Source organism: Variovorax sp. OV084 (assembly GCF_900111625.1).
Classification (GTDB): domain Bacteria; phylum Pseudomonadota; class Gammaproteobacteria; order Burkholderiales; family Burkholderiaceae_C; genus Variovorax.
On the sequence record NZ_FOII01000001.1, the window covers coordinates 1,159,306 to 1,183,030 of the forward strand.

Genomic DNA, 23,725 nt, shown 5'->3' on the forward strand with positions numbered 1-23,725 from the left:
GGCGGTATCGGCAATGCGAAGGAGCACGGCTGTGAGCCTTCCTTTTCAATCGGCCGCCATCCTCGGCGCGGGCCTCATGGGCCGCCTGCTGGCGGTGACGCTCGCGCAGGCTGGCTGCAAGGTCGATCTGTTCGAAGCCGGCAGTCCCGATGCCGAAGGCGCAGCCGCACGCGTGGCCGCGGCAATGCTCGCGCCGCTTGCCGAATCGGCCGTGGCGCCGGTGTCGGTCGTGCGCATGGGGCAGCACGCGCTCTCGCGCTGGCCCGAACTGCTGGCCTTGCTGGCGCAGCCCGTTTTCTTCCAGCGCGAGGGCACGCTGGTGCTCTGGCACCGGCAGGACAGCGCCGAAGCCGCGCGGCTTGCACGCGTGCTCGCCAGCACCGGCACGCAGGTGCCCGAACTCGCGCCGATGCAGACGCTCGACGGCCCGGCCATCACAGCGCTGGAACCTTCACTGGGCCAGCGCTTTGCGCAGGGCCTGTTCCTGCCGGGCGAAGGCCAGCTCGACAACCGTGCGCTGTTGGCCTCGCTGCTCGCGACGCTGCAGGCCAGCCCTCGTGTCACGCTGCACTGGCAATCACCACGCGCACCGTCTGATTTTTCACCCGGCACGACAGGCCAGCCCGACTGGGTGCTCGACTGCCGCGGCCTCGGCGCCAAGCCCCAGTGGAGCGCACTGCGCGGCGTGCGCGGCGAAGTAATCCGCGTGCATGCGCCCGAAGTGAGCCTACAACGCCCCACCCGCCTCGTGCATCCGCGCTACCCGCTCTACATCGCGCCCAAGCCCGGCAACCTGTTCGTGATCGGCGCGACCGAGATCGAGTCCGACGACATGTCGCCCGCCAGCGTGCGCTCAACGCTCGAACTGCTGAGCGCCGCCTATGCCGTGCACAGCGGCTTCGCCGAAGCGCGCATCGTCGAGATCGCCACGCAGTGCCGCCCCACGCTGCCCGACAACCTGCCCGCCATCCGTCAGCCGCAGCCGCGCGTGCTGCAGATCAACGGCCTGTACCGCCACGGTTTCATGATCGCGCCCGCGCTGCTCGACGCCGCGATGGAGCTGCTCGCGCACGGCCACTCGGCCCTCGCAAGGAGCTTCGGCATGGAGACCTTCGACACATGAACATCCTGATCAACGACAAGCCTTTCGTGCTGCCCGACCACGCCACGCTCACCGACGCGCTGGCCGCACTGAACGCCACGCCGCCTTTCGCGGTGGCCGTGAACCGCGAGTTCGTGCCGCGCTCGGCGTATGCCGCGCGCGCACTGCAGTCCGACGACCGCATCGAAGTGATCCGCCCCGTGACGGGCGGCTGAATGATGGAGACAAAGAACATGACGACCACGAACGACCCACTGGTGCTCTACGGCGAAACCTTCCAGAGCCGCCTGCTGCTCGGCACCGCACGCTACCCCTCGCCCGACTTGCTCGAAGCCGCCGTGAAGCGCGCAAGGCCAGCGATGCTGACCGCATCGCTGCGCCGCCAGACTGCCAGCCAGGGCTCGGGCAACAGCGACCTCGGCAACGGCTTCTGGGAGCTGCTGCGCAAGCTCGACGTGCCGGTGCTGCCCAACACCGCCGGCTGCCACAGCGTGCAGGAAGTGATCGCCACCGCGCAGATGGCGCGCGAGCTGTTCGACACGCCTTGGATCAAGCTCGAGCTGATCGGCGACGACTACACGCTGCAGCCCGACACGCTGAACCTCGTCGATGCGGCCTCGCAGCTGATCCGCGACGGCTTCAAGGTGCTGCCCTATTGCACCGAAGACCTGGTGCTGTGCCAGCGACTGGTCGATGTCGGCTGCCAGGCGGTGATGCCATGGGCCGCACCCATCGGCACCGGCCGCGGGCCGGTCAACCCCTATGCGCTGCAGGTGCTGCGCGATCGGCTGAAGGTGCCGATGCTGGTCGACGCGGGCCTGGGGCTGCCGTCGCATGCCTGCCAGGTGATGGAATGGGGCTACGACGGCGTGCTGCTCAACACGGCCGTTGCACTGGCGCAAGACCCGGTCGCAATGGCTGGCGCTTTCGCCGACGCGGTGCAGGCTGGCCGCACCGCATATCGCGCCGGCGCCATGGCAGCGCAAGACGCCGCCCAGCCGAGCACGCCCGTACTCGGCACGCCCTTCTGGCATCACGCACCATGAGCACCACGAACGACGCCCGCGCCATCGCGCACGCCATCGTCGCGGCCCACGGGCTGCGCTTTGGTGCCATCACATCCGCGCCCATCAGTGCACCGAACTTCTCTTCGGACGATCCGGTCTACCGCGGCGCCAAGCAGGCCTGCACGGCCCTCGGCTTCATCGAGATCGATGCCGAATGCCTGGCCCATGCCTGGCACGCGAAGACACAACGCCTGAGCAGCTTCGACGCCATGCTGTGGCCCGACACCCCCGAAGACTTCGGCATGCGGCCGTTTCCACCCACTGCGCGCGACGACGCATTTCCGCCCAGCCCCGAACGGCTCGGCCTGTACGCCGTGCTGCCCGATGCGCAATGGGTCGGCCGCATGGCGCGTGCAGGAGTACCGACGGTGCAGCTGCGCTTCAAGTCCGACGACGCCTCGGCCATCGAGCGCGAAGTGCAGGCGGCCGTCGAAGCGGTGCAAGGCACCGGCGCGCTGCTCTTCATCAACGACCACTGGCAGGTTGCCATCGCGGCCGGCGCCTACGGCATTCACCTCGGCCAGGAAGACCTGGACGCACTCTCGCCGAACGAACTGGCGCAACTGCGCGCTTCCGGCCTGCGGCTGGGCGTCAGCACGCACGGCTATGCCGAGATGGTGCGCGCCGACAAGGTGAGCCCGAGCTACATCGCGATGGGCGCGGTGTACCCGACCACGCTCAAGAAGATGGCGACCGCGCCGCAGGGCGTGGCCCGGCTCGGCGCCTATGCACGCCTGCTGCGCGGCTATCCGCAGGTAGGCATCGGCGGCATCGATGCCGTGCGGCTGCCCGAGGTGCTGGCCACCGGCGTCGGCTCCGTCGCCGTGGTGCGCGCGCTGGTCGCGGCCGAAGACCCCGAGGCCACGGCCGCGCAGTGGATGGCAGCCATGAGCGCCGCTGCGGTCAGCAACTGAACAGAATGAAGCAACACACCCTCTCGCCTCTCTCGTGCGCCATCGCCGCCACCCTTCTTGCCACGGCCTGGAGCGCCAACGCGCAACAGGCCGCGCTGCCTGAAGTCACCGTCAACGATGCGGCCGCGGCGCCTCAAGCCGACGTGAGCGGCTTCGGCGACGTGCCGCTGCGCGAGCTGCCGATCTCGGCCACGGTGATCGACAGCAAGCAGCTGCGCGACAGCGGCGCACGCCGGCTCGCCGACCTCACACAGTTCGACGCCTCGGTCACAGACGCCTACAACTCCGCGGGCTACTGGGACTACCTCACGGTGCGCGGCTTCGTGCTGGACAACCGCTTCAACTACCGGCGCGAAGGCCTGCCGATCAGCGCCGAGACATCGATTCCGCTCGACAACAAGGAGCGCGTCGAAATCTTGCGCGGCACCAGCGGCATCCAGGCCGGCACCAGCGCGCCGGGCGGGCTGGTCAACTACGTCGTGAAGCGGCCCACCGAGCAGGACCTGCGCACGGTGCGCATCGAGACCACGAGCCGTGGCAGCGTGCTCGGCGCGCTCGACCTCGGCGGGCGCTTCGGTGAAGACCGCCAGTTCGGCTATCGGCTCAATGTGGCGAGCGAAAACCTCAAGCCGCTGACGCACAACCTCGACGGCAACCGCAACCTGTTCTCGCTCGCGGCCGACTGGCGCATCACGCGCGACTCGGTGCTGGAGTTCGAGATCGAGCAAAGCCGCAAGACGCAGCCGAGCCAGAATGGCTACAGCCTGCTGGGCAACGTGCTGCCGGCGCCGGTCGACCCGCGCATCAACCTCAACAACCAGCCGTGGTCGCAGCCCTCGGTGTTCAAGGCGCTGACGGGCACGGTGCGCTTCAGCCAGGCGCTGAATGCCGACTGGCGCTGGAGCGCGCAGATCGGCCAGCAGCGGCTGAAGAGCGACGACCGGCTGGCCTACGCCTTCGGCTGCAGCGCCGAGGGCAACTACGACCGGTATTGCTCGGACGGCACCTTCGACGTCTACGACTTCCGCAGCGACAACGAGCGCCGCACGCAGACGGCGGGCAGCCTCAACCTCAAGGGCAATGTGATGACGGGCAGCGTGCGGCACGAGCTCGGCTTCGGGCTGCTGCAAAGCCGCGTGCGCAACCGCTTCGACAACCAGGCCTACAACTACGCGGGCACCGGCAACATCTGGGGCACAGCCGTGGTACCGGCGAGCCCGGACGCCACCACGCCGCAGACCAACCGCGACGAGCGCTCGACCGAACTGTCGGTGCAGGACGCGATCCGCTGGAATGACCGCTTCACCTCCTGGTTCGGCGTGCGCCACACGCGGCTCGACCGCAGCAGCATCGGCAACGACGGCTCGAGCCCGACCGGGTACAAGCAGAACGTGACCACGCCGTGGATCGCGGCGAGCTACACCATCCAGCCGGGGCTGCTGGCCTATGCAAGCTGGGGCAAGGGTGTCGAGTCGCAGGTCGTGCCAAACAGGGTCTCGCAGTACAGCAACGCGGGGCAGGCACTGCCCGCGCTCACCTCGCGCCAATGGGAACTGGGCCTGAAGGGCGGCAGCGAGGCATTCAACTGGCAAGTGGCGTGGTTCGACATCTCGCGGCCGATGACCAACATCGACCTGTGCGGCGCTTATTGCGAAGTGCGCAACGACGGGCGCGCGGTACATCGCGGCCTGGAGGCCGGTGCGCAATGGAGCCAGGGGCCGTGGCGCATCGGCGGCAGCGTCGCGGTGATCGATGCCAAGCGGCGCGGCAGCACTGCGAATCCGGCGCTCAATGGGCAATCGCCGACCAACGTGCCCAAGGAAGTGCTGCGTGCGCAGGCTGCGTACCGCGTCGCATCGGTGCCGGGCCTTGAAATCGCGGGGCAGCTTTCGTATGAAGGCCGGCGCAATGTGCTGCCCGATGGTTCGATCACGCTGCCTTCGTGGACACGCGTCGATGCGGTGCTGCGCTACGACACCAAGCTGCGCGGCGTGAACACGAGCTGGACGCTGGCCGTCGACAACTTGTTCGACCGCCGCTACTGGAAGGAATCGCCCTACCAGTTCAGCCACGTGTATCTGTTCCCGGGTGCGCCGCGCACGCTGCGTCTGGGCCTGAGCGTTGCGCTTTGAACGCACTCTTGAGAAGCCGTAAAAAAGCACGCTATAATCTAAGGCTTGTTCCTCGATAGCTCAGTTGGTAGAGCGCCGGACTGTTAATCCGTAGGTCCCTGGTTCGAGCCCAGGTCGAGGAGCCACTACAAAGCCGCAAGGCCTCTGAATGCCCCGCTACTCAAAAGGTAGCGGGGCATTTTCAATTGCGCTGTGGCGAAGGTGTTGCGGGCAGTCATCGCACCGACGCAAAAAATGCAGCCGGCCGGCCAGGATCGACAAATCCATTGCATATAATTTGAGGCTGTTCCTCGATAGCTCAGTCGGTAGAGCGCCGGACTGTTAATCCGTAGGTCCCTGGTTCGAGCCCAGGTCGAGGAGCCAATACAAGCCGCAAGGCCTCTGGAAAGCCCGCTGTCTTTTATGGACAGCGGGCTTTTTCTTTTTCTTCGCTTCACAACGCTACCAGCGCGCGCGCACGCCAGCAGACCCTTGCAACGACGACCGTGCCCGCGTGTCGCCGCCCATCGCATAGAGGCGACCGATCTCGCCATAGACACTGGCGGCTCGCGAAAGCGGCAAGGTAAATCCACCGGCCAGCTCCACGCTGCGGTAGCCGGTGGCACTGGCGATGCGCGTGACGGCCGCCGCGTTGATGAACTGCGCGACGTCGGTGCCCGCGCTGGCGCTGTAGAGGTTCAGGCGTGCATAGGGCTGCAGCAGGCCGGCGGCCGTTGCAACTTCACCGCGCACGCGTACGCCAAGGCGGCCTAGCCAACCGCCACCGGTTTGCTGCGACACATTGGCACCGGAGAGAACTGCGTCGTCGAGCTTCAGCTTCTGATAGACGACCTGGGCCTGCGGCTCGATGCGCCAGCCCGGAGCGAGCCCGAAGGCCTGTCCGACCTCCAGCGACGCCAGCAGGCTGCGGCCCTTGCCCCAGCTGGCCTGGTTGCCCGTCGCTTCAACGCCGTAGCGGTGGCTGCCGCCCTGCAGGACGGCGTCGGCATAGCGATCGTTCTCATCGTCCTTCCACGTGGCGTAGGCCGCCAGGTAGCGCGAGCGCAGGTCGTTGCTGCCCACAGTGCCCTGCACGCCACGCGCAAAGCCTTGCACGCCGACGCGGCCTTCGAGCTGGCCGACGTACACACCGGCGCGCCATGCCGAGCCCGTTGGCGCATACAGGTGCACACCGGTCTGGAAGCCGCGCAGGCGCCCGTCGCTTGAGGGCGCGACCGTGCCCTGCTGGCGCAGGTCGATGTCGGCGTACACCAGCCGGCCCCATGCGGCACGCTGGCCCCGCGGCGCACTTTCATTCGACGCGACACCATCGCCATCGCCCATGCGCCGGTGCAGGTTGCCCAGCATCGCCAGATCGGCCCGCCGAAGTTGCGACGGCAGCGCGGCGAACAGGGGAACCTCGGCGCGGTAGGTTGGCAAGGTCGCGGTGGCCGGGCCTGTCGGACTCGCGGTCGCCGGCGCGGTCGAGCGCAGGTACCAGTTCTCGCCGGCCCCTGAGGCGTCCGCGCTGTAGAGGCGGTACTCGTAGGCGCCGGCGTCCACATGGCCGCCAGCCAGGGAGAAGCCATTCTTCGTGGTCTGCGCCGTGGTCGTCGCTCCATTGATGGCGCTCACGAGCATGATGCCGTCGCCCGTCGTCAATGCGCCAAGGCCGCCTGCATTGCTCACTTGCAGCGTGGTGGTGCCACTCACGGTGCCTGCGTTGATGACGATGCGATCAGTCAGTGAGCCGGAGTCCCCGAGGGCAGTGCGCATGCCCACGATGCCGCCCTGCCCCACCCAGTTGCCGTTGACGGTGAGCGTCTGCGGCACGAAGCCTGAGCCCGCAGAGCCCGGCGGCTGGAAGTCGATTCGCCCCGCGAGCGTCACGCTGCTCAGCGACGAGCTACCCGTCATCGTCCAGCGGCTCGTGGCATCGACGGTGAGGTCCACCGGATCGATGCTGCCCGCGAGGCTGGAACCGTTCAACAGGCGCATGTCGACGACGCTGGTGGTGTCCGTCACGACGTTGCCGCTCAGCGTGCTGCGATCGGCGGTGAAAGTGAGGCTGCTGCCGTTTAGTGCCTGCAGCAGGTTGCCGGAGCTGCTGGCGGTGGCGCTCGTGTTCTTCAATGTGAGCACCGCGCCAGTGGCTGCATCGACGCGCACGAGGTCGCCCGATGCGCTTGTGATTGCAAAGCCGTCGAAGCTTGCCGTCTGGCCCGAGCCCGAGAGAAAGCCCAGCGCACTGCCAGCGGCGGTGATGGAGCCGGTGCCGGTGGCGCTGATCGAAGGGCTGCTGGCGAGCATCGCGGCGCCGTAGCTGCTGGCGTCGGTGGTGGTGATCGCGAGCGAGCCCGTCGCGTTGATCGCGCCGCCGCCGGTGACCAGCAGGCCCGCGGCGTACGACTCCTGCGTGCCGCTTGGCGTGTTCGCCTGAGTGACGCCGGTGGCCTGGATCGCCACGGGGCCCGCCAGGTTCACCTGCGAGCCGGCATCGCGCACCGAGATGCCGATGCTGTTGATGCCGCTCGAATGGATCGTGGTGCTCGACGATGCGGCGGCCGTTGCCACGCCGCCCGTGACCGCACGGATGCCCGACCCGTTGAGGCCCGAGTTGTTCAGGCTTGCCGTACCCGTGTAGGTGATGGTTCCGGCGCTGGTGATCTTGAGCGCCGAGGCCTGCTGGCCGCTCACGCTCAGGTTCAGGCTGCCGTTGAGTTGCGCGGTGCCGCCAAGATCGGTCGCGATCGCATCGGACCTCGAGTCGCCAGCCGCGCTGATGACCATCGCGCCGTTCGACACGAGGCTGGCCCCCGTAGTCATGCGAATGCCGGGAGAGTACGAAGCCCCGGCTCCCATGGTGATGCTGGTGTCGCCGTTCAGGATGACGCGGGTGTTCGCCAGCTCCGCGTAAATGCCGTAGTTGCTGGCCCCGTTGGACAGCGTGATCGACAACGGCCCGTTCACGGTGACGGTGCCCCCGCTCGCCGCGCGCAGGCCGCGGATGCCCGTGCTTGCGCCGGGGCGGTCCAGCGTCAGGCCACCGAGCAGGTTGATCTGCGAGCCGGTGCCCGTCGCGTACACGCCGTTGATGCCGCTCTGGGACATCGTCATGGTGATGAGGCCCGCGGCATTGACGATGCCGCCGCCCGATGCGCCCAGTGCTGATTGCCCCCCGGGCACGCCGCTGCTGCCGTAGCTGCCGGCCGCGCTGCACACGGAGCCCGCCGTGGCCTGCAGTCTCACGCCCGAAGTGCTGGTGCAGGCCGCCATCGCGTCGCCCGCCGACCACAGCAGCAGCGCGCCGAAAAGGCATGTGCGGGGAAGGACACCAAGGGCGAAGAAATGCGGGTGCTTCAAAGACGGCTCCAGATGCACGCCATGACGATGGTGTGACAGACCGCAACTCTAGATTAGCACCAATGTATTCAATTGTGAACAAATCCGCGTTTGGAGCCTTTCTTCGGGCAGATCAGCAAGCCCCGGCATCTTTTTTGAATATGCGCAAAGTCGGCTAAGTACCGGCCCCGCGAAGCGCGCAAACTCCCGCGCATGGAAAGCCGTCGAACCGAGCAGGACTACCGGGCCCGCGTGGCGCGCGCGGTCGCTGCCATCGTCGCGGACCCGATGGCCGATCACCGGCTCGAAGACCTCGCGCGGCTCGCGCACTTCTCGCCCTTTCACTTCCACCGCGTCTACGCAAGCGTGGCCGGCGAAACGGTGGCCGCCACGGTCCGCCGCGTGCGGCTGGCGCTCGCCACCCGCCTGCTGGAAGCCGGCACCCAGAGCGTCACGCAGGTCGCGCTGGCCGTGGGCTACGAAAGCCCGCAAGCCTTCACGCGCGCCTTCGGCCAGTTCACCGGACAGTCGCCGCGCGCATTCCAGCAGCAGATGTCGCGGGCGATCCTCGACGTCGATGCGCTGCCGCGTTCCGGTGAGAACAACGAAGGCGCTGCACCGGCCGTGCGGATCGTCGAGTGCCCGGCGCAGCGGCTGCACGCGCTGCGGCACCAGGGGTCATTCGCGACCATTCCCCATACCCATCGGCGGCTGCGCCTGCAGGCCGGTGGGCGAGTCATCTCGGACCGGTGGGGCGCCTCGTTCAACGAACCCGAAGACTCGGCCAGCTTCAGGTACTACGCCGCCGTCGCATCGCCCGACCCTTGGCCGGAAGACGCCGAGGTCCAGATGCTCGACATTCCCGGTGGCTGCTACGCCGTGCACCGCCTGGCCGGCCCGTACTCCCAGATCAACGCGGCCGTGCGCGCCCTCTATGTCCGGTGGCTGCCGGCCAGCGGCTACGAGCCGGACGACCGGCCCACGCTGGAGCACTACCTGAACTCGACGCGCAAGGTCTCGCCGGCCGAACTGCGCACCGATCTGCTGATTCCCATCCGCCGCGCGAGCGCTTCGTGACCTTGTCGCAGGTGCCGGCTTTCCTCAGACAACACCTTGGCCCACACCGCGCTTATCGGCAAGGCACGTGAGGCCATTGCTTGATGGCCTCGCAGCACGTCCCTACACTCGTCCGGATGGCCCCCTCGTCCGTGTACCGCAAACACCCTGCACGCGCAGCCCTGCCCCAGGCAGCGGCAGGCCGTCGTGCGGATGTTGCCGCTGCGGCGACTACGGCGGTCTTGCGACACACCTCCGCACTTTCCTGAGCCCGGCGGTCCGCTACCTTCCTTCCTGATGCGCGAACCATTGACCGCCGGGCACCCGCCGCGCGGCAGCGACTTCGCCCACTCTCCTGCACAGGGCGAAGTCGCATTCAACTGGAGTGCTTCATGCTTGCAACCATTCACGGGGAGCGCACGCTCACCGAACTCGACTTCGTCCGTCTCGGCAAACTGCAGGACCAGCAGCTTCCGCCCGCGCTCACCGAGCTTCTCGACGCAGCGGATGTGCTGCCCTCGCGCGAGGTACCTCCGGACATCGTGACGATGAATTCCCAGGTGGAGGTGGAAGACCCTGCCACGCACCAGCGGCAGAAGATCACCCTCTGCTACCCCGGCGACGCGCAGCCGGGTGAGGGCTTCGTCTCGGTGCTGTCGCCCGTAGGCATCGGCCTGCTGGGCGTGAGAACGGGCACGCTCGCACGCTGGCAGATGCCCAACGGCGCGGAAGGCGCGGCGCGCGTGGTCGCTGTGCTGTTCCAGCCCGAGGCCAACGGCGAATACACGCGTTGACGATGCCCGTGCCTCCAGGTCGGTCGATCAGTGCTTCATGACGACGCTGGTGCGGTCCTTTGCGCTGTCGATGGTCGCGCTCACGGCGCTCGTGTTGACGGCCAGGGCCACGAGGATGGAGCCGACGAAAGCCGGGTCGGCGGCTCCGGCGAAGTTCGAGGCCCCTGCGATGGCCAGGGCTTGCTGCACCTGCTGGCGGGTCAGTTCCGCTGCCGCTTCTCCAACGACGTTCTTCCTGGTTGCCATCTGAAAGCTCCTCGGAGTGAAGGCCCGACTGTAGCTGCCGGGTGGGCCACGCCCGCATGCCCATGACTTTCGGCACTGGTGCACCGGACACGTGGAATGTATGTTCGCGCGGTCGCCAGCGGCGCGTCGAATCGGGAGGTCGTACAGGCCATGGCAATTCCATCTTCGGTCTTGATCAAGCGACGTCCGCACCGGGCATCTCATTCTTTTCACCTGACAGATCGGACATGGCTTTTTCCAAACTCTCTCTCGCAAGTGCACTCGCGGGCCTGCTGGCCCTTTCAGGCTGCCAGACCATGGACATGCAAATGGGCAGCCAGTCGGCCAAGACCGTGGCCACCGGCAGCGCCGCAGGCAGCGCAACCTCCGGCGAAAGCAGCCAGCTCGAGCGCTGCGATTCGCCACTCGGCACGGTCTCGCTGATCGAGAACGTGAATGCGGGCTGGTACACCATCCTCACCGGCGAATACAAGCTGCCTCCCACTGCCAACCTGCTGCGCCTGCTGGTGCAGCAATCGAACTGCTTCGTGGTGGTCGAGCGTGGTGCAGCCGGCATGAACGCCATGACGCGCGAGCGCGCGCTGATGCAGTCGGGCGAGATGCGCGGCGGCAGCAACTTCGGTCGCGGCCAGATGGTGGCTTCCGACTACGGCCTGTCGCCCGAGATCGTCTTCAGCAACAGCGACGCCGGCGGCCTGGGTGGCGCGCTCGGCGGCCTGGTAGGTGGCGGCCGCGGCCGCGCCATCGCCCAACTGGGCGCGAGCATGCAGACCAAGGAAGCCAGCGCGCTGCTGACCCTGATCGACAACCGCTCGGGCGTGCAGGTTGCAGCCGCCGAAGGCAGCGCCTCCAAGACCGACTTCGCGGGCTTTGCGGGCCTGGGCGGCCTTTCCGCCGCGGGCGGCATTGGCGGCTACACGCGCACGCCGCAGGGCAAGGTGATTGCCGCGGCCTTCATGGACGCGTTCAACCAGATGGTCCGCTCGCTGCGCAATTACAAGGCGCAGACGGTGCGCGGCCAGGGCCTCGGCGGTGGTGGCCGCCTGGGCGTGGACGGAGGTGCGGCGCCCTCGCAAACCTCGGCGCCGGGAGCAGCAAAGCAGCAGCGCCGCAGCAGCAAGCAGGCGCAGTAGCGCACATCGCCGGCCGGCCCGCCTCGTTCAGAGGTAGCGCGTTTCGGCCGGCGGCTCGAACCAGTTGTTGTTGCGCCCGTCCATGTACCGGACGGGTGCCGCCGACAGCTCTTGCGGCGTGACGTCGTCCAGGCAGCTCACGTTCACGCTGACGTAGGCACCACCGATCTCGGGCACATTGCCGCGCCCGAACGACCGGATGCCGCAGTGCCTGCAGAACAGGTGCTCGGTGCTGTGCGTGTTGAACTGGTACAGCGACAAGTCTTCTTCTCCCGACAGCAGCGTGAAGGCCTCCGGCTTCACGATCGCGCCCCATGCGCGGGCCTTGGTGCAGATCGAGCAATTGCATTTGCCCGTGCCCTCGGCGAGATCGATCAGGGCCTGGAAGCGAACCTTGCCGCAATGGCAGCTGCCGTTGTATGTCTTCTTCATGGGTCTGTGTCCCGGGGTTGAGATGAAAGCCAAGGCTACGACCCATTGCGGACAGATACTGTCCTCGATCGCGGGCATCATGCGCACATGCTGTCTGCCTCCGCACGCCTGATCCGGCTTCTTTCGTTGTTCCAGGCACAACGCTCCTGGACGGGCGCCGAACTCGCCGCCCGACTCGAAATCACCGAGCGCACCTTGCGCCGCGACGTGGACCGCCTGCGCAGCCTCGGCTACACGGTCGATTCCACTTCCGGCGTGGCAGGCGGCTACCGGCTGGGCGCGGGCACTGCCCTTCCCCCGCTGCTGCTGGAGGACGAAGAAGCCATCGCCGTCGCGCTCGGCCTGGGCAACCCGGTCGGCGCCGCGGGCGACATCGAGAACGCCTCGATGCGCGCGCTGGCCAAGCTCGAACAGTTGATGCCGCCGCGCCTGCGCCGCCGGCTCGACAGCGTGCGCGCGTCGGTGGTGCCGGTGCTACGCGGCAAGTCGCCGGTGCGCCTGAAGGCCGTGTCCTTTCTTGCCGAGGCCTGCACCGACCGGCTCGAACTGCGCTTCGGCTACCGCGACCACCATGACGCCGTCACCGAACGCACGGTGGAGCCGCACCGCGTGGTGCAGACCGGGCAGCGCTGGTACCTGCTGGCCTGGGACACGGCGCGGCAGGACTGGCGCACCTTCCGCCTCGACCGCATCGTCGAACCCACGCCCACCGGCGCGCGATTCACACCGCGCCGACTGCCCCACGGCGACGTCGCGGCCTACATGGAACACGCGCTGCAGGTGTCGCCCTACCTGCACCATGCGCAGGTCGTGGTGCATGCATCTGCCAAGGCGCTCGAGCCGTACCTCGGCTGGGTCAGCGGCACGCCGCAGGCCATCGACGAAGGCTCTACGCGCATCGCCACCGGCGCCAATTCGCTCGACGCGCTGGCCGTCTGGCTTGGCTGCCTGCCGCATGACTTCGAGGTCGAGTCGCCGAAGGAACTGGTCGAGCACCTGGCGCTCGTGGCCGAGCGGCTCGGCAAGGCTGCGCGCAAGCCACGGAAAGCGGTGGGCCGCCTCCCCCGTATATAGGATGGGCGGCGCGTGGGCCGCCCTCTACTCTTTGCGCCATCCAGCAGCAACCCAGAGCCTTCTCCATGCGCCTCGCCCCCACGTCCTGCATGAGCGCATACAGCCTCCCCGGGCCGGCGCGAGCATGACCGCAGAAACACAGGTTGCCCTCGTCGAAGACGACACCGGCATGCGCGAGCGCATCTCGCGCGTGGTCGATGCCGACCCGTCGCTGAGCCTGGCCTACAGCGCCTCCAACGCCGCCGACATCCTCGGCTGGCTGGTCGACAACCCCATCGACGTGCTGCTGGTCGACCTCGGCCTGCCCGACCGCCCCGGGCTGCAGGTGATCAGCCAGTGCCGCAACATGCAGCCGGCCTGCGCGGTGATGGTGCTGTCGATCTTCGGCGACGAGGCCAACATGGTCCAGGCCTTCGAGGCCGGCGCCAGCGGCTACCTGCTGAAGGACGGCACCGAGGCCGACCTCGCCACCCACATCCGCCACCTGCGCGCCGGCGGCTCGCCGATGTCGCCGGTGATCGCGCGCAAGCTGCTGCGGCGCTGGCAGGCTCATTCGGGCGGAGCGCCACGGCAACAGCAACCCGCTGCCGCCAAGCCCGCCAGCACCGCGCCGAGCGCTTCGGCGATCGCTCCCGAACGCCTGTCGCCGCGCGAGTTCGAGGTGCTCGACCTGGTCTCTCGTGGTTTCACCTATGTCGAAGTCGGAACGCAGATGGGAGTCTCGGCGTCGACGGTCCAAACCCATATCCGCAATATCTACGGCAAGCTGGATGTGCACAACAAATCGGAAGCGGTGTTCGAGGCGCGCAACCTCGGTTGGCTTCCCTAGTGTGGCCGGCGGCATTCATCGCCAGCTCTTTGCGGCGCTGCTGTGCCTGTGGCTTGCGCTGGCGGGCGTCCACGCCCATGCCGCCGGGACGCCCGGCTCCACCATCGACATAAGCTCGGCCGAGGCCACGCTCGAACCTGATGGCCTGCCGGCGCAGAGGCGCTGGGTGCAGCTGCCCTTTCGCTGGGACCACGAGTTTCCCGGCCTCGGGGGCAAGGCGACCTACCGCATCGACCTGCCTGCCACCGCGGTGCCGGGCGATGAACCCGCGGCCCTGCTGATGTCGGGCGCGGGCAACCAGGTGACGATCTCGTTCAACGACGCGCTGGTGGCCAGCTTCGGCACGCTGGGCGTGCCGAAGCACGACGCGACCAAGAGTAACCTGCTGGTTCCGGTCCCGGCCGTGCTGCACCGTACGGGCCAGCCGCAGTCGCTGGTCGTGCGCACGACCATCCAGCGCCAGCGCGGCGCGGGGCTGGTCAGCGTCCAGTACGGCACCGAGGCCTCGCTCGCGACGCTCTATCGCGACCGGCAAAGCTGGCGCAACACCTCGGCCATCGTGTATGCCGTCAGCCTGCTGCTGATGGGCGGCATTGCCGGCGGCCTGTGGCTGCGCCAGCGCGATGCGCTCTACGGCTGCTTCGCGCTGGCCGCGCTCTCGGGCGTGGCGCGCAACCTCGACCGCGTGTGGCCCGACGTGCCGATTCCCTGGCCGCTGTGGGGCGCAGTGGTGGCGGTCTGCTATGCCTGCCACATCGGGCTGATCGCGCGCTTCGTGCTGCTGGTGCTCGAGCGCAATCCACCGTGGCTGGTGCGCTCGATCCACGCCGCGCTCGCGCTGTCGGTCACGCTGGCCTGCGCCTCTTTCGCCTTTGCGCGGCCTTCGTTGTGGACCACCGGCCTGGTCATCCTGCAGCTGACCAGCATCGTCTGCCTGCCTTACGTGGTGTACGGCGCGCTGGTGGATCGGCGGCGCATCGCGGGCGTGCTGATGGCGGCGGGCACGCTGGCCATCCTGGCCGGCGCGCACGATCTGCTGCTGGTGCGCATGGGTCTCTTCGGCGGCGCCTACTTCACGCTGACGGCGCACGCGATGTTCTTCTTCGTGATGATCCTGGCCGGCCTCGTGGTCGAGCGCTACAGCCGCACCGTGGCCGACTACCGCGCGCTCAACACCAACCTCGCGGCCCGCGTGGCGGAGCGCGAAGATCAGTTGCGCAGCGCCTTCGAAACCGTGCGCCAGCAGAATCAGGAACAGGCCGTGCTGCTGGAGCGCCAGCGCATCATGCGGGAGATCCACGACGGCGTGGGCTCGCAGCTGGTGGGCCTGCTCAACGTGGTGACGCAGGCCAAGCCGGACCGCGCCGTGATCGAGGAGCACGTGAAGCTCGCGCTCGACGAAATGCGCATGGCCGTCGATTCGCTGCAGCCCACGCACGACGACCTGCCGACCGTGCTGGCCACCCTGCGCTACCGCCTGCAGCCGCGGCTCGACGCAGCCGGCATCGAACTGGTGTGGGACGTGGAAGTCATTCCGCCGCTGGAGCCCTTCGCCGCGCGGGCGGCCCTGCAGCTGCAGCGCATCCTGCTCGAAGCCTTCACCAACGTGCTGAAGCACGCGGCGGCCACGCGCATCGTGATGCATGCGAGCTGGCATGGCGACGAGACTCCGTCGCTGGTGCGCATCGTGCTCACGGACAACGGACGCGGCCTGCCGACGGCGCCCCCCGGTGGTGGGCACAGGGGACACGGCATCGCGAACATGCATGCGCGAGCCCAGTCCATCGGCGCGCGGCTGCAGATCGAAACGGTGGACCCCGCAACCGGGGGAGCGCGCATGCAGCTCGACTGGCCCTGCGCACGGGCCTGAGGAGCTTCTTTCAGCGCAGCGCGAACGCCAGCGTCACCGCCCCCAGCGCCAGCAGGCCGAGGCCGGCGATGAAGACCATCTCGCCCCAGGCTTCGAGCCGCGCACCCGATCTGCGGGCGCGCATCGAGATGAAAGACAGCAACGCGCTGGCCAGAAAGACCAGCGCGTCGACGGCCAGCAGGCGATCGATCAGCAGCCGCATGTCGTCGCGCGGCCCGAGGTGCCCGATCGACATCACGGTCATGCACACGCCGATCATGGTGGCCGACGTGGGCAGGATGTGCGCCGAGAGGCCGCCGGCCGGCGAGCGTTCGTGGATCACTTCCAGCTGCAGCTTGCCTGGCGGCTTCATCGGGCCGTCGTCCCTTCGATCAGCCGATGCGAACCGGCACGAAGATCTTGTCTTCGCCGCGCTGGATCAAGAGTGCCACCGACTTGTTGCTGGCCTTGGCCACCACTTCGCGCACCTGCTCCACGCTCTGCGCCGGCGTGCCGTTGATGGCCAGCAGCACGTCACCCGCCTGCACCCCGGCCTGCGCCGAGGGACCGGCCGCGTCTTCGATCAGCAGCCCGTTCTCGACAGCGGCCTCGCGCTTTTCCTGCGGCTGCAGCGGACGCAGCGCCAGGCCCAGCTTGCCCTGCCCCACGTCGGCATCGGCCTTCGCGACCTTGGCGGGCTTCTCGCTCGCATCGCCGAGCTTGGCCTGCAGTTCCTGGCGTTCGCCCTGGCGCCACACTTCGAGCGTGACCTTCTTGCCCGGCGCCTGCTGGCCGATCACCGCGGGCAGGTCGCCCGAGGACACGATGGCCTGGCCGTCGACCTTGCGGATCACGTCGCCCGCCTTCAGGCCCGCCTTGTCGCCGGGGCCGCCCTTCTCGATGTTCGAGACCAGCGCGCCTTCGGGCTTGTCGAGCTTGAACGAATCGGCAAAGGCCTGGTTCACTTCCTGCACCGCCACGCCGAGCCGGCCGTGCGTGGCCTTGCCGGTCGCGACGATCTGGTCTTTCACCTGGATCGCCACGTCGATCGGAATGGCGAACGACACGCCCTGGTAGCCGCCGCTGCGGCTGTAGATCTGCGAGTTGATGCCGACCACTTCGCCACGCGTGTTGAGCAGCGGCCCGCCGGAGTTGCCGGGGTTCACGGCCACGTCGGTCTGGATGAAGGGCACGTAGCTGTCGTCGGGCAGCGAGCGGCCCTTGGCGCTCACCACGCCGGCCGTCACGGTGTTCTCGAAGCCGAAGGGCGAGCCGATGGCCAGCACCCATTCGCCGACCTTCAGGTCCTTGGTGTTGCCGAGGGCGAGCACGGGCAGGTTCTTCGCGTCGATCTTGAGCACCGCAATGTCGGTCTTGGCGTCGGCGCCGAGCACCTTCGCGCGGAATTCGCGGCGGTCGGTCAGCTTGACGGTGACTTCCTTCGCGTCCTTCACGACGTGGGCATTGGTGATGATGATGCCGCTGGGGTCGACGATGAAGCCCGAGCCCTGCGCGCGCACCGGCACTTCGCGCTGCTGCTGTTGCTGGCCGCGCGGATTGATCTGGCCCTGGAAGCGGCGGAAGAACTGGAACATCGGGTCATCGGGGTCGATGCCCTGGATCTCGGCGGCTGCCTCGTCGTCGGAGGCCTTCATGGTGCCGGTCACGCTGATGTTGACCACGGCCGGGCCGTCGCGCGAGGTGATGGTCGAGAAGTCGGGCAGCGTGACCATGGCTGCGGGCGCCACGGCGGTGGCATTGGTGGTCGGCGTGCCCACGGCACGGGCGCTGGTGTAGGCACCGGCACCAACGGCACCGATCACGCCCGCGCTCGCCAGTGCAATCACCAGGGCGCGGGGCGAAGTCAGACGGGAGTTCATTTGTCGGTTCCTTTCAGGGCGCTTGGGCGCCAAAACGATGAAAGGAATGTCGTCGGTCTGACTTAAGCGCCGCTTAAACGCCCCGGCCCGCGGGAAAGCGCACCAGCACGCGCAGGCCGCCGAGGCTGGGCGACTGGTCGAGCGCCACCGTTGCCCCATGCAGGTCGGCAATCGACTTGACGATGGCCAGGCCCAGGCCGCTGCCGGGCGCCTGCGTTTCGCCCGAGCGATAGAAACGGTCGAGCACGCGCTCGCGTTCGTCGGGCGGCAGGCCCGGCCCGCTGTCGTCCACGGTGAGCTCGGCCGCGTCGCCCTGGCGGGTGATGCCGATGTCGACCCGGCCCTCGATGGGCGTGTACTTGATCGCGTTCTCGAGCAGGTTGCGCAGCAGCATGCGCAAGGCCTCTGACTGGCCGTTGACCACGGCCGCATCGGCATGGGCAATGCCGATGTCGATGCCACGCGCCTGCGCTGCCGCCACGGCATCGGACACCGCGAGCCGCGCAACCTCGGACAGAGCGACCGGCTCGGGCTTGGCACCGGCCGCCATGCTGGCCTCGTGCCGGGCCAGCGCGAGCATCTGCTCGACCAGCCGCGTGGCACGGTCGATGCCCGCCACCAGCCGGCTCACGGCGAGGTCTCGCGACGCATCGTCAGGCGCGCGCTGCAGGCCTTGCACCTGCAGCTTCAAAGCAGCCAGCGGTGAGCGCAGTTCGTGCGCGGCATCGGCGACGAAGTGCTTCTGCGCATCGAAGGCGTGGCGCACGCGGTCGAACAGCAGGTTCAGCTCCTGCACCAGCGGACGCACTTCCTCGGGCAGGTTCTCTTCGCTTACCGGCGACAGGTCGTCGGCCTGGCGCGACGCTACCTGCTTGCGCACGCGCGCCACGGGGGCAAGCGACCGGCTCACGACCCACCACACGACCAGCATCAGCAGCGGCGCCATCAGCGCCACCGGCGCGATGGTGCGCAAGGCCAGCGTGCCGGCCATGTGGCGCCGCGCCGCCATGTCCTGCGCCACCTGGATCACCAACCCGCGCGTCTGCATCGAGAACACGCGGTAGGTGGTGCCGCGCGCGTGCACGTCTGCAAAGCCGAGCACCGCTAGCTGCGGCAGCGCGGCCTCTTCGGCGGATTCGAAGATGCGCACGCCTTCGGCGGTCCACACCTGCACGACGAAATCGAAATTCTGTTCGCCGGTGCCGATGCCGCCTACCGCCGCACTCGGCGGTAGGCCTGCGCGCAACGAAAGCGCCATCTGCTGCATGTGGTAGTCGAAGATGTCGTCGGCCTCGGCGAGCACGGTGCGGTAGGCCACCAGCGCCTGCGCCCCCGCGGCGAGCACGATGGCCGCCAGCAGGAACCACAGCAGCCGTGCGCGCAGCGATCCGGTCAGCGCCCTCCTCATACCTTCGGCACCATGTAGCCGACGCCTCGCACGTTGCGGATCAGTTCGGCGCCGAGCTTCTTGCGCAGGCCGTGCACATAGACCTCGACCGCGTTGCTGCTGATCTCGTCCTTCCAGCTGTAGAGCTTTTCCTCGAGCTGGGCACGCGACAGCACCATGCCGGGCCGCGCGAGCAGGGGCTCCAGCACGGCCCATTCACGCGCCGATAGCACCACCGGCTGGCCGGCCACGGTGACCTCGCGCGTGGCGGGGTTGATGCTCACGCCCATGTGCTCGTACACCGGCTCGGCGCGCCCGGCCGCGCGGCGCAACAAGGCGCGGATGCGGGCCAGCAGTTCGTCGAGGTCGTAGGGCTTGAGCACGTAGTCGTCGGCGCCTGCATCGAGGCCTTCGATGCGCTGCTGCACCGAATCGCGCGCGGTGGCGATCAGCACCGGCATCCGCTGCTTGCGTGCGCGCAAGTTGCGCAGCACCTCGAGGCCGTCGCGCCGCGGCACGCCGAGGTCGAGCATCACGAGGTCGTATTGCTGGGTGCGCAGGGCCGATTCGGCGGCTTCGCCGTCTTTTACCCAGTCCACCGCGTACTGTTCGGCGCGCAGCAGGTCGAGTACAGCCTCGCCGATCATCACGTCGTCTTCTAGAAGGAGGAGTCGCATGGTTGTGTCCGTTTCGGGGGTTCGAGGCGCGGGCCACGGCCAAAGTTCAGATCAGAGCAACGAGCGGACTTCGCGTGCGGCCTCGAAGAGCAGCGGCAGCATGTCCCGCTGCAGGGTCTCTTCCTGATAGCGCGTGCCCGACAGCACCACATTGAGCGCGGCCACCGTGTGGCCCTGCATGTCGCGCAGCGGCACCGCCAGCGCCTGCACGCCGAGCTCGTGCTCCTCGCTGGCAAAACAATAGTCGTCCTTGCGCGCGCGGGCAATCAGCTGCCGCAGGCCGCGCGCCTGCGTCACCGTGTTGGGCGTGAGCCGCGCAAGATGACGGCCCTTGAGCCATTGCGTGAACTGGGTCGGCGCCAGCGCCGCCAGCAGGACGCGGCCGGTGGAGGTGGCATGCGCAGGCAGCCGCGCACCGAGGTGCAGGCCATAGGCCAGCACGCGGGTTGGCGTGCCGTAGCTGCCGCTGCGCGCGACGATGACCACCTCTTCCCCGTCGAGCACCACTGCCGAGAACGACTCGCCGGTCTGCGCCGCGAGCCGGTTCAGCGTAGGCTGCAGCGCGCGCGGCAGGCGCGACGATGCGAGATAGCTGCCCGAGAAGCGCAGCACCTTCGGCGCCATCCAGAAATAGCTGCCGTCGGTTTCCAGGTAGCCCAGGTGAGCCAGCGTCAGCAGATGCCGGCGGGCCGCTGCGCGCGTGAGGCCCGCACGCTCGGCGGCCAGCGTGGCATTGAGGCGCTGGCGCTCGGTATCGAAGCTTTCGAGCACCGCCATTCCCTTGGCGATGCCCTCGATGAAGTCGGCTTTGGCGATGGTCATGCGTCGGTGGTTCGTCGTCCGGTCGAAGTGTTGCGCGATCATCGCGCACGCGTTCGCATGATCGCACAGAGCCTCGCGAGCGACCGCCACAGACGCCCGCATGCGGCCTACGCTCCACGAAACCCTCTCGGAGACACGAACATGCGCACCCAGGTCGCGATCATCGGCGCCGGCCCCGCCGGCCTACTGCTCGGGCAGCTTCTGCACAAGGCTGGCATCGACAACGTCATCGTCGAACGCCAGAGCGGCGACTACGTGCTGGGCCGCATCCGCGCCGGCGTGCTGGAACAGGTCACGATGGACCTGCTGGCGCGTGCCGGCGTCGACGCCCGTGCCAAGGCCGAAGGGCTGCCGCACGAGGGCATCGAGCTGCTGTTCAAGGGGGCACGCCACCGCATCGACATGCACGGCCTTACGGGCGGCAAGCAGGTCACGGTGTACGGCCAGACCGAGGTGACGCGCGACCTGATGGAAGCGCGCACGGCCGAGGGGCTCACCACCATCTACAGCGCGGCGAACGTCAGCCTGCACGACTTCGATTCGGGCAAGCCGCGCGTGCGCTACGAGAAAGACGGCCAGACGCACGAGATCGAATGCGACTTCATCGCCGGCTGCGACGGCTACCACGGCGTGAGCCGCGCGAGCGTGCCGGCCGATACGATCCACACCTACGAGAAGGTCTACCCCTTCGGCTGGCTCGGCGTGCTGGCCGACGTGCCGCCGGTGTCGCACGAGCTGATCTACGCCAACACCGAACGCGGCTTCGCGCTGTGCAGCATGCGCAGCGCCACGCGCAGCCGCTACTACGTGCAGGTGCCCACCGAAGAGCGCGTGGAGAACTGGAGCGACGAGGCCTTCTGGAACGAACTGCGCGCGCGCCTCGACCCCGAAGCGCGCGAACGGCTGGTGACGGGACCTTCACTCGAGAAAAGCATTGCACCGCTGCGCAGCTTCGTCGCCGAGCCGATGCGCTTCGGTTCGCTGTTCCTGGCGGGTGACGCAGCGCACATCGTGCCGCCGACGGGCGCCAAGGGGCTGAACCTGGCAACTGCCGACGTGGGCTATCTCTCACGCGCTTTCGAAATCTTCTACAGCGAGAAGTCGGCCTCGGCGCTGGACCGCTACTCCGACCTCTGCCTGCGCCGCGTCTGGAAGGCCGAGCGCTTCTCGTGGTGGTTCACCTCTCTGATGCACCAATTTCCGGAAACGGGCGCCTTCGGCCAGAAGATCCAGGAGGCCGAGCTCGACTACCTGGTGCATTCGACCGCTGCCTCCACCGCGCTGGCGGAGAACTACGTCGGCCTGCCGCTGGAAGATTTCTAGGCGGCCGCCGAAACGGTACGCCCTTCGAGCGTGGCCTTCATGGCCGCACCGCCCTGCTCCATCATCGGCCCGATGTAGGCCGCCATGGCGTCGGGCAGCACGTCGGTGATCCAGACGAAGCGCGAACGGCCCGCACCTTCCTCGAACACCTGCGCCGTTGCGTGGTGATGCGCGGCCTGCCCTCCGGTGACGATGTAGGCCAACCGGCGATGAGCGTCGTCGATGCCTACCAGCACCTCGCGCGCCACAAGACCGTTGGCGAAGGTGAGGATGCGGGCACCCTCGGCGTCGATGGTGCAGCCGGTGAGAAAGCCCGGCGCGAGCCGCGTATGCACCGCGCTGAAGTCGCGCAGCGCGTCCCACACATGGGCTGCATCCGCCTCGACGATGAATTCCTTGTAGACCGTGGCCATGGCAAACCTCGCTTCAGGGGCAGACAGCTTCGACGTTGTTGCCGTCGGGATCGATGAGAAACGCCGCGTAGTAGGTCGGGCTGTAGTCCGGCCGCGGGCCCGCGCCGCCGTTGTCGGTGCCGCCTGCTTTCAGGCCGGCCTTGTGAAAGGCGGCCACGGCCTCGTGGTTCGGCGCGCGGAAGGCGATGTGGGTGCCGGGCCCTTTCGCGCCCTTGGCCGCGTAGAGCCACAGCGCGGGCTCGTCAGCCGGGCCGATGCCCGCATAGCTGTCGTCATGCGGGCCCGGCACATGGCCGAGCGGCGCGAGCGCAGCTTCGTAGAAGCGGCGGCTCGCGGCGAGGTCTTTGACTTTCAGTCCGATGTGGTCGTACATGATGGCTTCCTGCTCGATGGATGGATCAGGCGGTCATCATGGAAGAGCGCGGCAATGCGGTCTTGGAAAATCTTGCGGTCGCCCTGGGCCGCCTTGCGGAAGCTGCCCGGCGATACACCAGCGGCGCGGTGAAAGGTGCGCACGAAATTGCTGAGGTCGGCAAAGCCCACGTCGAGCGCGACCTCGGTCACGGGCCGGCTGTCGTCGTCGGCCAGCAGGCGCGCGGCATGCCGGAGGCGCGAGCGCACGAGGTACTGATGCGGCGTGACGCCCAGCACCTGCGAGAACAGCCGCAGGAAATGGAAGGAGCTCAGGCCGGCCTCGGCGGCCGCTCCGTCGAGGCCTATGTCGTGCTGCGAGTGGGCGTCGATCCACATCGCGGCATCGACCGCGCGGCGGCGATCACGTGCCACAGCGACGGGCGCGGTCTTGGGCTTGGTCTGATCGGACACAACTTCGACGAAGCGGCTCGCGAACCACATGCCCAGTTCATCCAGGCCCACGTCGCTCTGCCCATCGGCCGCAGCCTGCGCGAGCTCGCCGATGACCACGAGCTCGGCCAGGGGCGGCAGGCCGCCGGTGCGCCAGGTTTTCTGGTCGCCGCCGATCAGGTCAACGAAACCCCGCGACAGGTGAAAGGCCAGGCACTCGTCGCCGCAGACGTGGTGATCGTGCGTGCAGACATATTCATCGCCCGGACAGCCGACCAACACCGAACCGGCGACCAGCTCGTAGGCATGGCCGCGCGTGCGGTAGCCGAAGCTGCCCTTGCGCACATACGAGACCGAATAGCCCTCGTGCAGCTCGGTGAAGGGCTGCGCGTCGGGGCCCGCGTCGCAGCGGTAGCTGGAGACGCGGATCGGGTCGGTCTGCAGTTCGGTGGTGACGAGCATGGCCGGCG

General features: G+C 68.1%; 23 protein-coding genes and 2 tRNA genes. 14 read left to right on the plus strand and 11 right to left on the minus strand.

Features of this window, described 5'->3' with window-relative positions:
• Window positions 1-31: 31 nt before the first annotated feature.
• From BMW87_RS05640 to BMW87_RS05670, 7 genes are all read left to right on the plus strand, one after another.
• Window positions 32-1,123, plus strand: coding sequence for an FAD-dependent oxidoreductase (locus tag BMW87_RS05640; RefSeq protein WP_177192725.1), 1,092 nt, complete (start codon window positions 32-34; stop codon window positions 1,121-1,123).
• Window positions 1,120-1,317 carry a sulfur carrier protein ThiS gene (thiS, locus tag BMW87_RS05645; protein ID WP_093074833.1) on the plus strand — a complete coding sequence of 66 codons (198 nt, stop codon included), beginning with the start codon at window positions 1,120-1,122 and terminating at the stop codon, window positions 1,315-1,317. The genes BMW87_RS05640 and thiS overlap by 4 nt, the downstream gene beginning before the upstream one ends.
• Window positions 1,318-1,335: 18 nt before the next feature.
• Entirely contained in the window at window positions 1,336-2,148 is an 813-nt protein-coding gene (locus tag BMW87_RS05650; protein WP_093075251.1) for a thiazole synthase, read from the plus strand.
• Window positions 2,145-3,083 (plus strand): thiamine phosphate synthase, encoded by a 939-nt coding sequence (thiE, locus tag BMW87_RS05655; protein ID WP_093074836.1) that lies wholly within the window; start codon window positions 2,145-2,147, stop codon window positions 3,081-3,083. The genes BMW87_RS05650 and thiE overlap by 4 nt, the downstream gene beginning before the upstream one ends.
• A gap of 5 nt (window positions 3,084-3,088) precedes the next feature.
• A complete protein-coding gene (locus tag BMW87_RS05660) occupies window positions 3,089-5,215 on the plus strand; it encodes a TonB-dependent siderophore receptor (RefSeq protein ID WP_093074839.1) in 2,127 nt (708 codons plus the stop codon).
• Window positions 5,216-5,264: 49 nt separating this feature from the next.
• A tRNA-Asn gene (locus BMW87_RS05665) sits at window positions 5,265-5,340 on the plus strand.
• A 162-nt stretch (window positions 5,341-5,502) separates the two neighbouring features.
• Window positions 5,503-5,578: transfer RNA gene (locus tag BMW87_RS05670), tRNA-Asn, on the plus strand.
• Window positions 5,579-5,656: 78 nt separating this feature from the next.
• Here the strand turns inward: BMW87_RS05670 and BMW87_RS05675 are convergent.
• Complete coding sequence (locus tag BMW87_RS05675) at window positions 5,657-8,557, minus strand: autotransporter family protein (protein ID WP_093074842.1); 2,901 nt, start codon at window positions 8,555-8,557, stop codon at window positions 5,657-5,659.
• A 192-nt stretch (window positions 8,558-8,749) separates the two neighbouring features.
• On the opposite strand from BMW87_RS05675, the gene BMW87_RS05680 reads away from it, so the two are divergent.
• Window positions 8,750-9,613, plus strand: a complete 864-nt coding sequence (locus tag BMW87_RS05680; RefSeq protein WP_093074845.1) for an AraC family transcriptional regulator — start codon at window positions 8,750-8,752, stop codon at window positions 9,611-9,613.
• A gap of 371 nt (window positions 9,614-9,984) precedes the next feature.
• The gene (locus tag BMW87_RS05685; protein WP_093074847.1) at window positions 9,985-10,386 is read left to right on the plus strand and encodes a GreA/GreB family elongation factor; all 402 of its coding nucleotides are present in this window, start codon (window positions 9,985-9,987) and stop codon (window positions 10,384-10,386) included.
• 27 nt (window positions 10,387-10,413) lie between these two features.
• Here BMW87_RS05685 and BMW87_RS05690 read toward each other — a convergent pair whose 3' ends face one another.
• Window positions 10,414-10,632: a hypothetical protein gene (locus BMW87_RS05690; RefSeq protein WP_093074850.1), complete on the minus strand. Its 219-nt coding sequence runs from the start codon at window positions 10,630-10,632 to the stop codon at window positions 10,414-10,416.
• Window positions 10,633-10,859: 227 nt separating this feature from the next.
• Here BMW87_RS05690 and BMW87_RS05695 point away from each other — a divergent pair, with 227 nt between their 5' ends.
• A complete protein-coding gene (locus tag BMW87_RS05695) occupies window positions 10,860-11,765 on the plus strand; it encodes a CsgG/HfaB family protein (RefSeq protein ID WP_093054475.1) in 906 nt (301 codons plus the stop codon).
• Between the two features lie 27 nt (window positions 11,766-11,792).
• Here BMW87_RS05695 and BMW87_RS05700 read toward each other — a convergent pair whose 3' ends face one another.
• Window positions 11,793-12,197, minus strand: coding sequence for a GFA family protein (locus BMW87_RS05700; protein ID WP_093054473.1), 405 nt, complete (start codon window positions 12,195-12,197; stop codon window positions 11,793-11,795).
• 87 nt (window positions 12,198-12,284) lie between these two features.
• Here BMW87_RS05700 and BMW87_RS05705 point away from each other — a divergent pair, with 87 nt between their 5' ends.
• The 3 genes from BMW87_RS05705 (at window position 12,285) to BMW87_RS05715 (ending at window position 15,970) form a co-directional block, all read left to right on the plus strand.
• Window positions 12,285-13,271, plus strand: a complete 987-nt coding sequence (locus tag BMW87_RS05705) for a helix-turn-helix transcriptional regulator (RefSeq protein WP_093074853.1) — start codon at window positions 12,285-12,287, stop codon at window positions 13,269-13,271.
• A 124-nt stretch (window positions 13,272-13,395) separates the two neighbouring features.
• Window positions 13,396-14,100 carry a response regulator transcription factor gene (locus tag BMW87_RS05710; protein ID WP_093074856.1) on the plus strand — a complete coding sequence of 235 codons (705 nt, stop codon included), beginning with the start codon at window positions 13,396-13,398 and terminating at the stop codon, window positions 14,098-14,100.
• A 1-nt stretch (window position 14,101) separates the two neighbouring features.
• A complete protein-coding gene (locus BMW87_RS05715; RefSeq protein ID WP_256216668.1) occupies window positions 14,102-15,970 on the plus strand; it encodes a sensor histidine kinase in 1,869 nt (622 codons plus the stop codon).
• A 10-nt stretch (window positions 15,971-15,980) separates the two neighbouring features.
• Here the strand turns inward: BMW87_RS05715 and BMW87_RS05720 are convergent, their stop codons facing one another.
• The 5 genes from BMW87_RS05720 to BMW87_RS05740 all read right to left on the minus strand — a co-directional run bounded on the left by BMW87_RS05720 (window position 15,981) and on the right by BMW87_RS05740 (window position 20,715).
• Window positions 15,981-16,322 carry a hypothetical protein gene (locus tag BMW87_RS05720; RefSeq protein WP_093054465.1) on the minus strand — a complete coding sequence of 114 codons (342 nt, stop codon included), beginning with the start codon at window positions 16,320-16,322 and terminating at the stop codon, window positions 15,981-15,983.
• A gap of 19 nt (window positions 16,323-16,341) precedes the next feature.
• Window positions 16,342-17,829 (minus strand): DegQ family serine endoprotease, encoded by a 1,488-nt coding sequence (locus tag BMW87_RS05725; protein WP_093074861.1) that lies wholly within the window; start codon window positions 17,827-17,829, stop codon window positions 16,342-16,344.
• A 73-nt stretch (window positions 17,830-17,902) separates the two neighbouring features.
• Window positions 17,903-19,237, minus strand: a complete 1,335-nt coding sequence (locus tag BMW87_RS05730; protein WP_093074864.1) for an ATP-binding protein — start codon at window positions 19,235-19,237, stop codon at window positions 17,903-17,905.
• Complete coding sequence (locus BMW87_RS05735) at window positions 19,234-19,893, minus strand: response regulator (RefSeq protein WP_093054459.1); 660 nt, start codon at window positions 19,891-19,893, stop codon at window positions 19,234-19,236. Before BMW87_RS05735 ends, BMW87_RS05730 begins: the two co-directional genes overlap by 4 nt.
• A 51-nt stretch (window positions 19,894-19,944) precedes the next feature.
• Entirely contained in the window at window positions 19,945-20,715 is a 771-nt protein-coding gene (locus BMW87_RS05740) for an IclR family transcriptional regulator domain-containing protein (protein WP_093054457.1), read from the minus strand.
• A 141-nt stretch (window positions 20,716-20,856) separates the two neighbouring features.
• Between BMW87_RS05740 and pobA the strand changes: the two genes are divergently transcribed.
• Window positions 20,857-22,038, plus strand: a complete 1,182-nt coding sequence (pobA, locus tag BMW87_RS05745) for a 4-hydroxybenzoate 3-monooxygenase (protein WP_093074867.1) — start codon at window positions 20,857-20,859, stop codon at window positions 22,036-22,038.
• Here the strand turns inward: pobA and BMW87_RS05750 are convergent.
• Genes BMW87_RS05750 through BMW87_RS05760 form a run of 3 tightly spaced genes read right to left on the minus strand, consistent with a single transcriptional unit; the run spans window position 22,035 to window position 23,717 of the window.
• Window positions 22,035-22,451, minus strand: coding sequence for an SRPBCC family protein (locus tag BMW87_RS05750; protein WP_093074870.1), 417 nt, complete (start codon window positions 22,449-22,451; stop codon window positions 22,035-22,037). The two genes, pobA and BMW87_RS05750, sit on opposite strands and share 4 nt — an antisense overlap.
• Window positions 22,452-22,464: 13 nt before the next feature.
• Window positions 22,465-22,824, minus strand: coding sequence for a VOC family protein (locus BMW87_RS05755; protein ID WP_093054451.1), 360 nt, complete (start codon window positions 22,822-22,824; stop codon window positions 22,465-22,467).
• Window positions 22,803-23,717, minus strand: coding sequence for a helix-turn-helix domain-containing protein (locus tag BMW87_RS05760; RefSeq protein WP_093074873.1), 915 nt, complete (start codon window positions 23,715-23,717; stop codon window positions 22,803-22,805). The genes BMW87_RS05755 and BMW87_RS05760 overlap by 22 nt, the downstream gene beginning before the upstream one ends.
• Between the last annotated feature and the right edge of the window lie 8 nt (window positions 23,718-23,725).

Coding starts and splice junctions, on each gene's coding strand:
- BMW87_RS05725 (WP_093074861.1), bottom strand. CDS start 17,829: ATGAACTCCCGTCTGACTTCGCCCCGCGCCCTGGTGATTGCACTGGCG.
- BMW87_RS05680 (WP_093074845.1), top strand. CDS start 8,750: ATGGAAAGCCGTCGAACCGAGCAGGACTACCGGGCCCGCGTGGCGCGC.
- BMW87_RS05760 (WP_093074873.1), bottom strand. CDS start 23,717: ATGCTCGTCACCACCGAACTGCAGACCGACCCGATCCGCGTCTCCAGC.
- BMW87_RS05750 (WP_093074870.1), bottom strand. CDS start 22,451: ATGGCCACGGTCTACAAGGAATTCATCGTCGAGGCGGATGCAGCCCAT.
- thiE (WP_093074836.1), top strand. CDS start 2,145: ATGAGCACCACGAACGACGCCCGCGCCATCGCGCACGCCATCGTCGCG.
- BMW87_RS05695 (WP_093054475.1), top strand. CDS start 10,860: ATGGCTTTTTCCAAACTCTCTCTCGCAAGTGCACTCGCGGGCCTGCTG.
- BMW87_RS05700 (WP_093054473.1), bottom strand. CDS start 12,197: ATGAAGAAGACATACAACGGCAGCTGCCATTGCGGCAAGGTTCGCTTC.
- BMW87_RS05685 (WP_093074847.1), top strand. CDS start 9,985: ATGCTTGCAACCATTCACGGGGAGCGCACGCTCACCGAACTCGACTTC.
- BMW87_RS05705 (WP_093074853.1), top strand. CDS start 12,285: ATGCTGTCTGCCTCCGCACGCCTGATCCGGCTTCTTTCGTTGTTCCAG.
- BMW87_RS05755 (WP_093054451.1), bottom strand. CDS start 22,824: ATGTACGACCACATCGGACTGAAAGTCAAAGACCTCGCCGCGAGCCGC.
- BMW87_RS05735 (WP_093054459.1), bottom strand. CDS start 19,893: ATGCGACTCCTCCTTCTAGAAGACGACGTGATGATCGGCGAGGCTGTA.
- BMW87_RS05720 (WP_093054465.1), bottom strand. CDS start 16,322: ATGAAGCCGCCAGGCAAGCTGCAGCTGGAAGTGATCCACGAACGCTCG.
- BMW87_RS05660 (WP_093074839.1), top strand. CDS start 3,089: ATGAAGCAACACACCCTCTCGCCTCTCTCGTGCGCCATCGCCGCCACC.
- BMW87_RS05740 (WP_093054457.1), bottom strand. CDS start 20,715: ATGACCATCGCCAAAGCCGACTTCATCGAGGGCATCGCCAAGGGAATG.
- BMW87_RS05730 (WP_093074864.1), bottom strand. CDS start 19,237: ATGAGGAGGGCGCTGACCGGATCGCTGCGCGCACGGCTGCTGTGGTTC.
- BMW87_RS05650 (WP_093075251.1), top strand. CDS start 1,336: ATGACGACCACGAACGACCCACTGGTGCTCTACGGCGAAACCTTCCAG.
- pobA (WP_093074867.1), top strand. CDS start 20,857: ATGCGCACCCAGGTCGCGATCATCGGCGCCGGCCCCGCCGGCCTACTG.
- thiS (WP_093074833.1), top strand. CDS start 1,120: ATGAACATCCTGATCAACGACAAGCCTTTCGTGCTGCCCGACCACGCC.
- BMW87_RS05690 (WP_093074850.1), bottom strand. CDS start 10,632: ATGGCAACCAGGAAGAACGTCGTTGGAGAAGCGGCAGCGGAACTGACC.
- BMW87_RS05710 (WP_093074856.1), top strand. CDS start 13,396: ATGACCGCAGAAACACAGGTTGCCCTCGTCGAAGACGACACCGGCATG.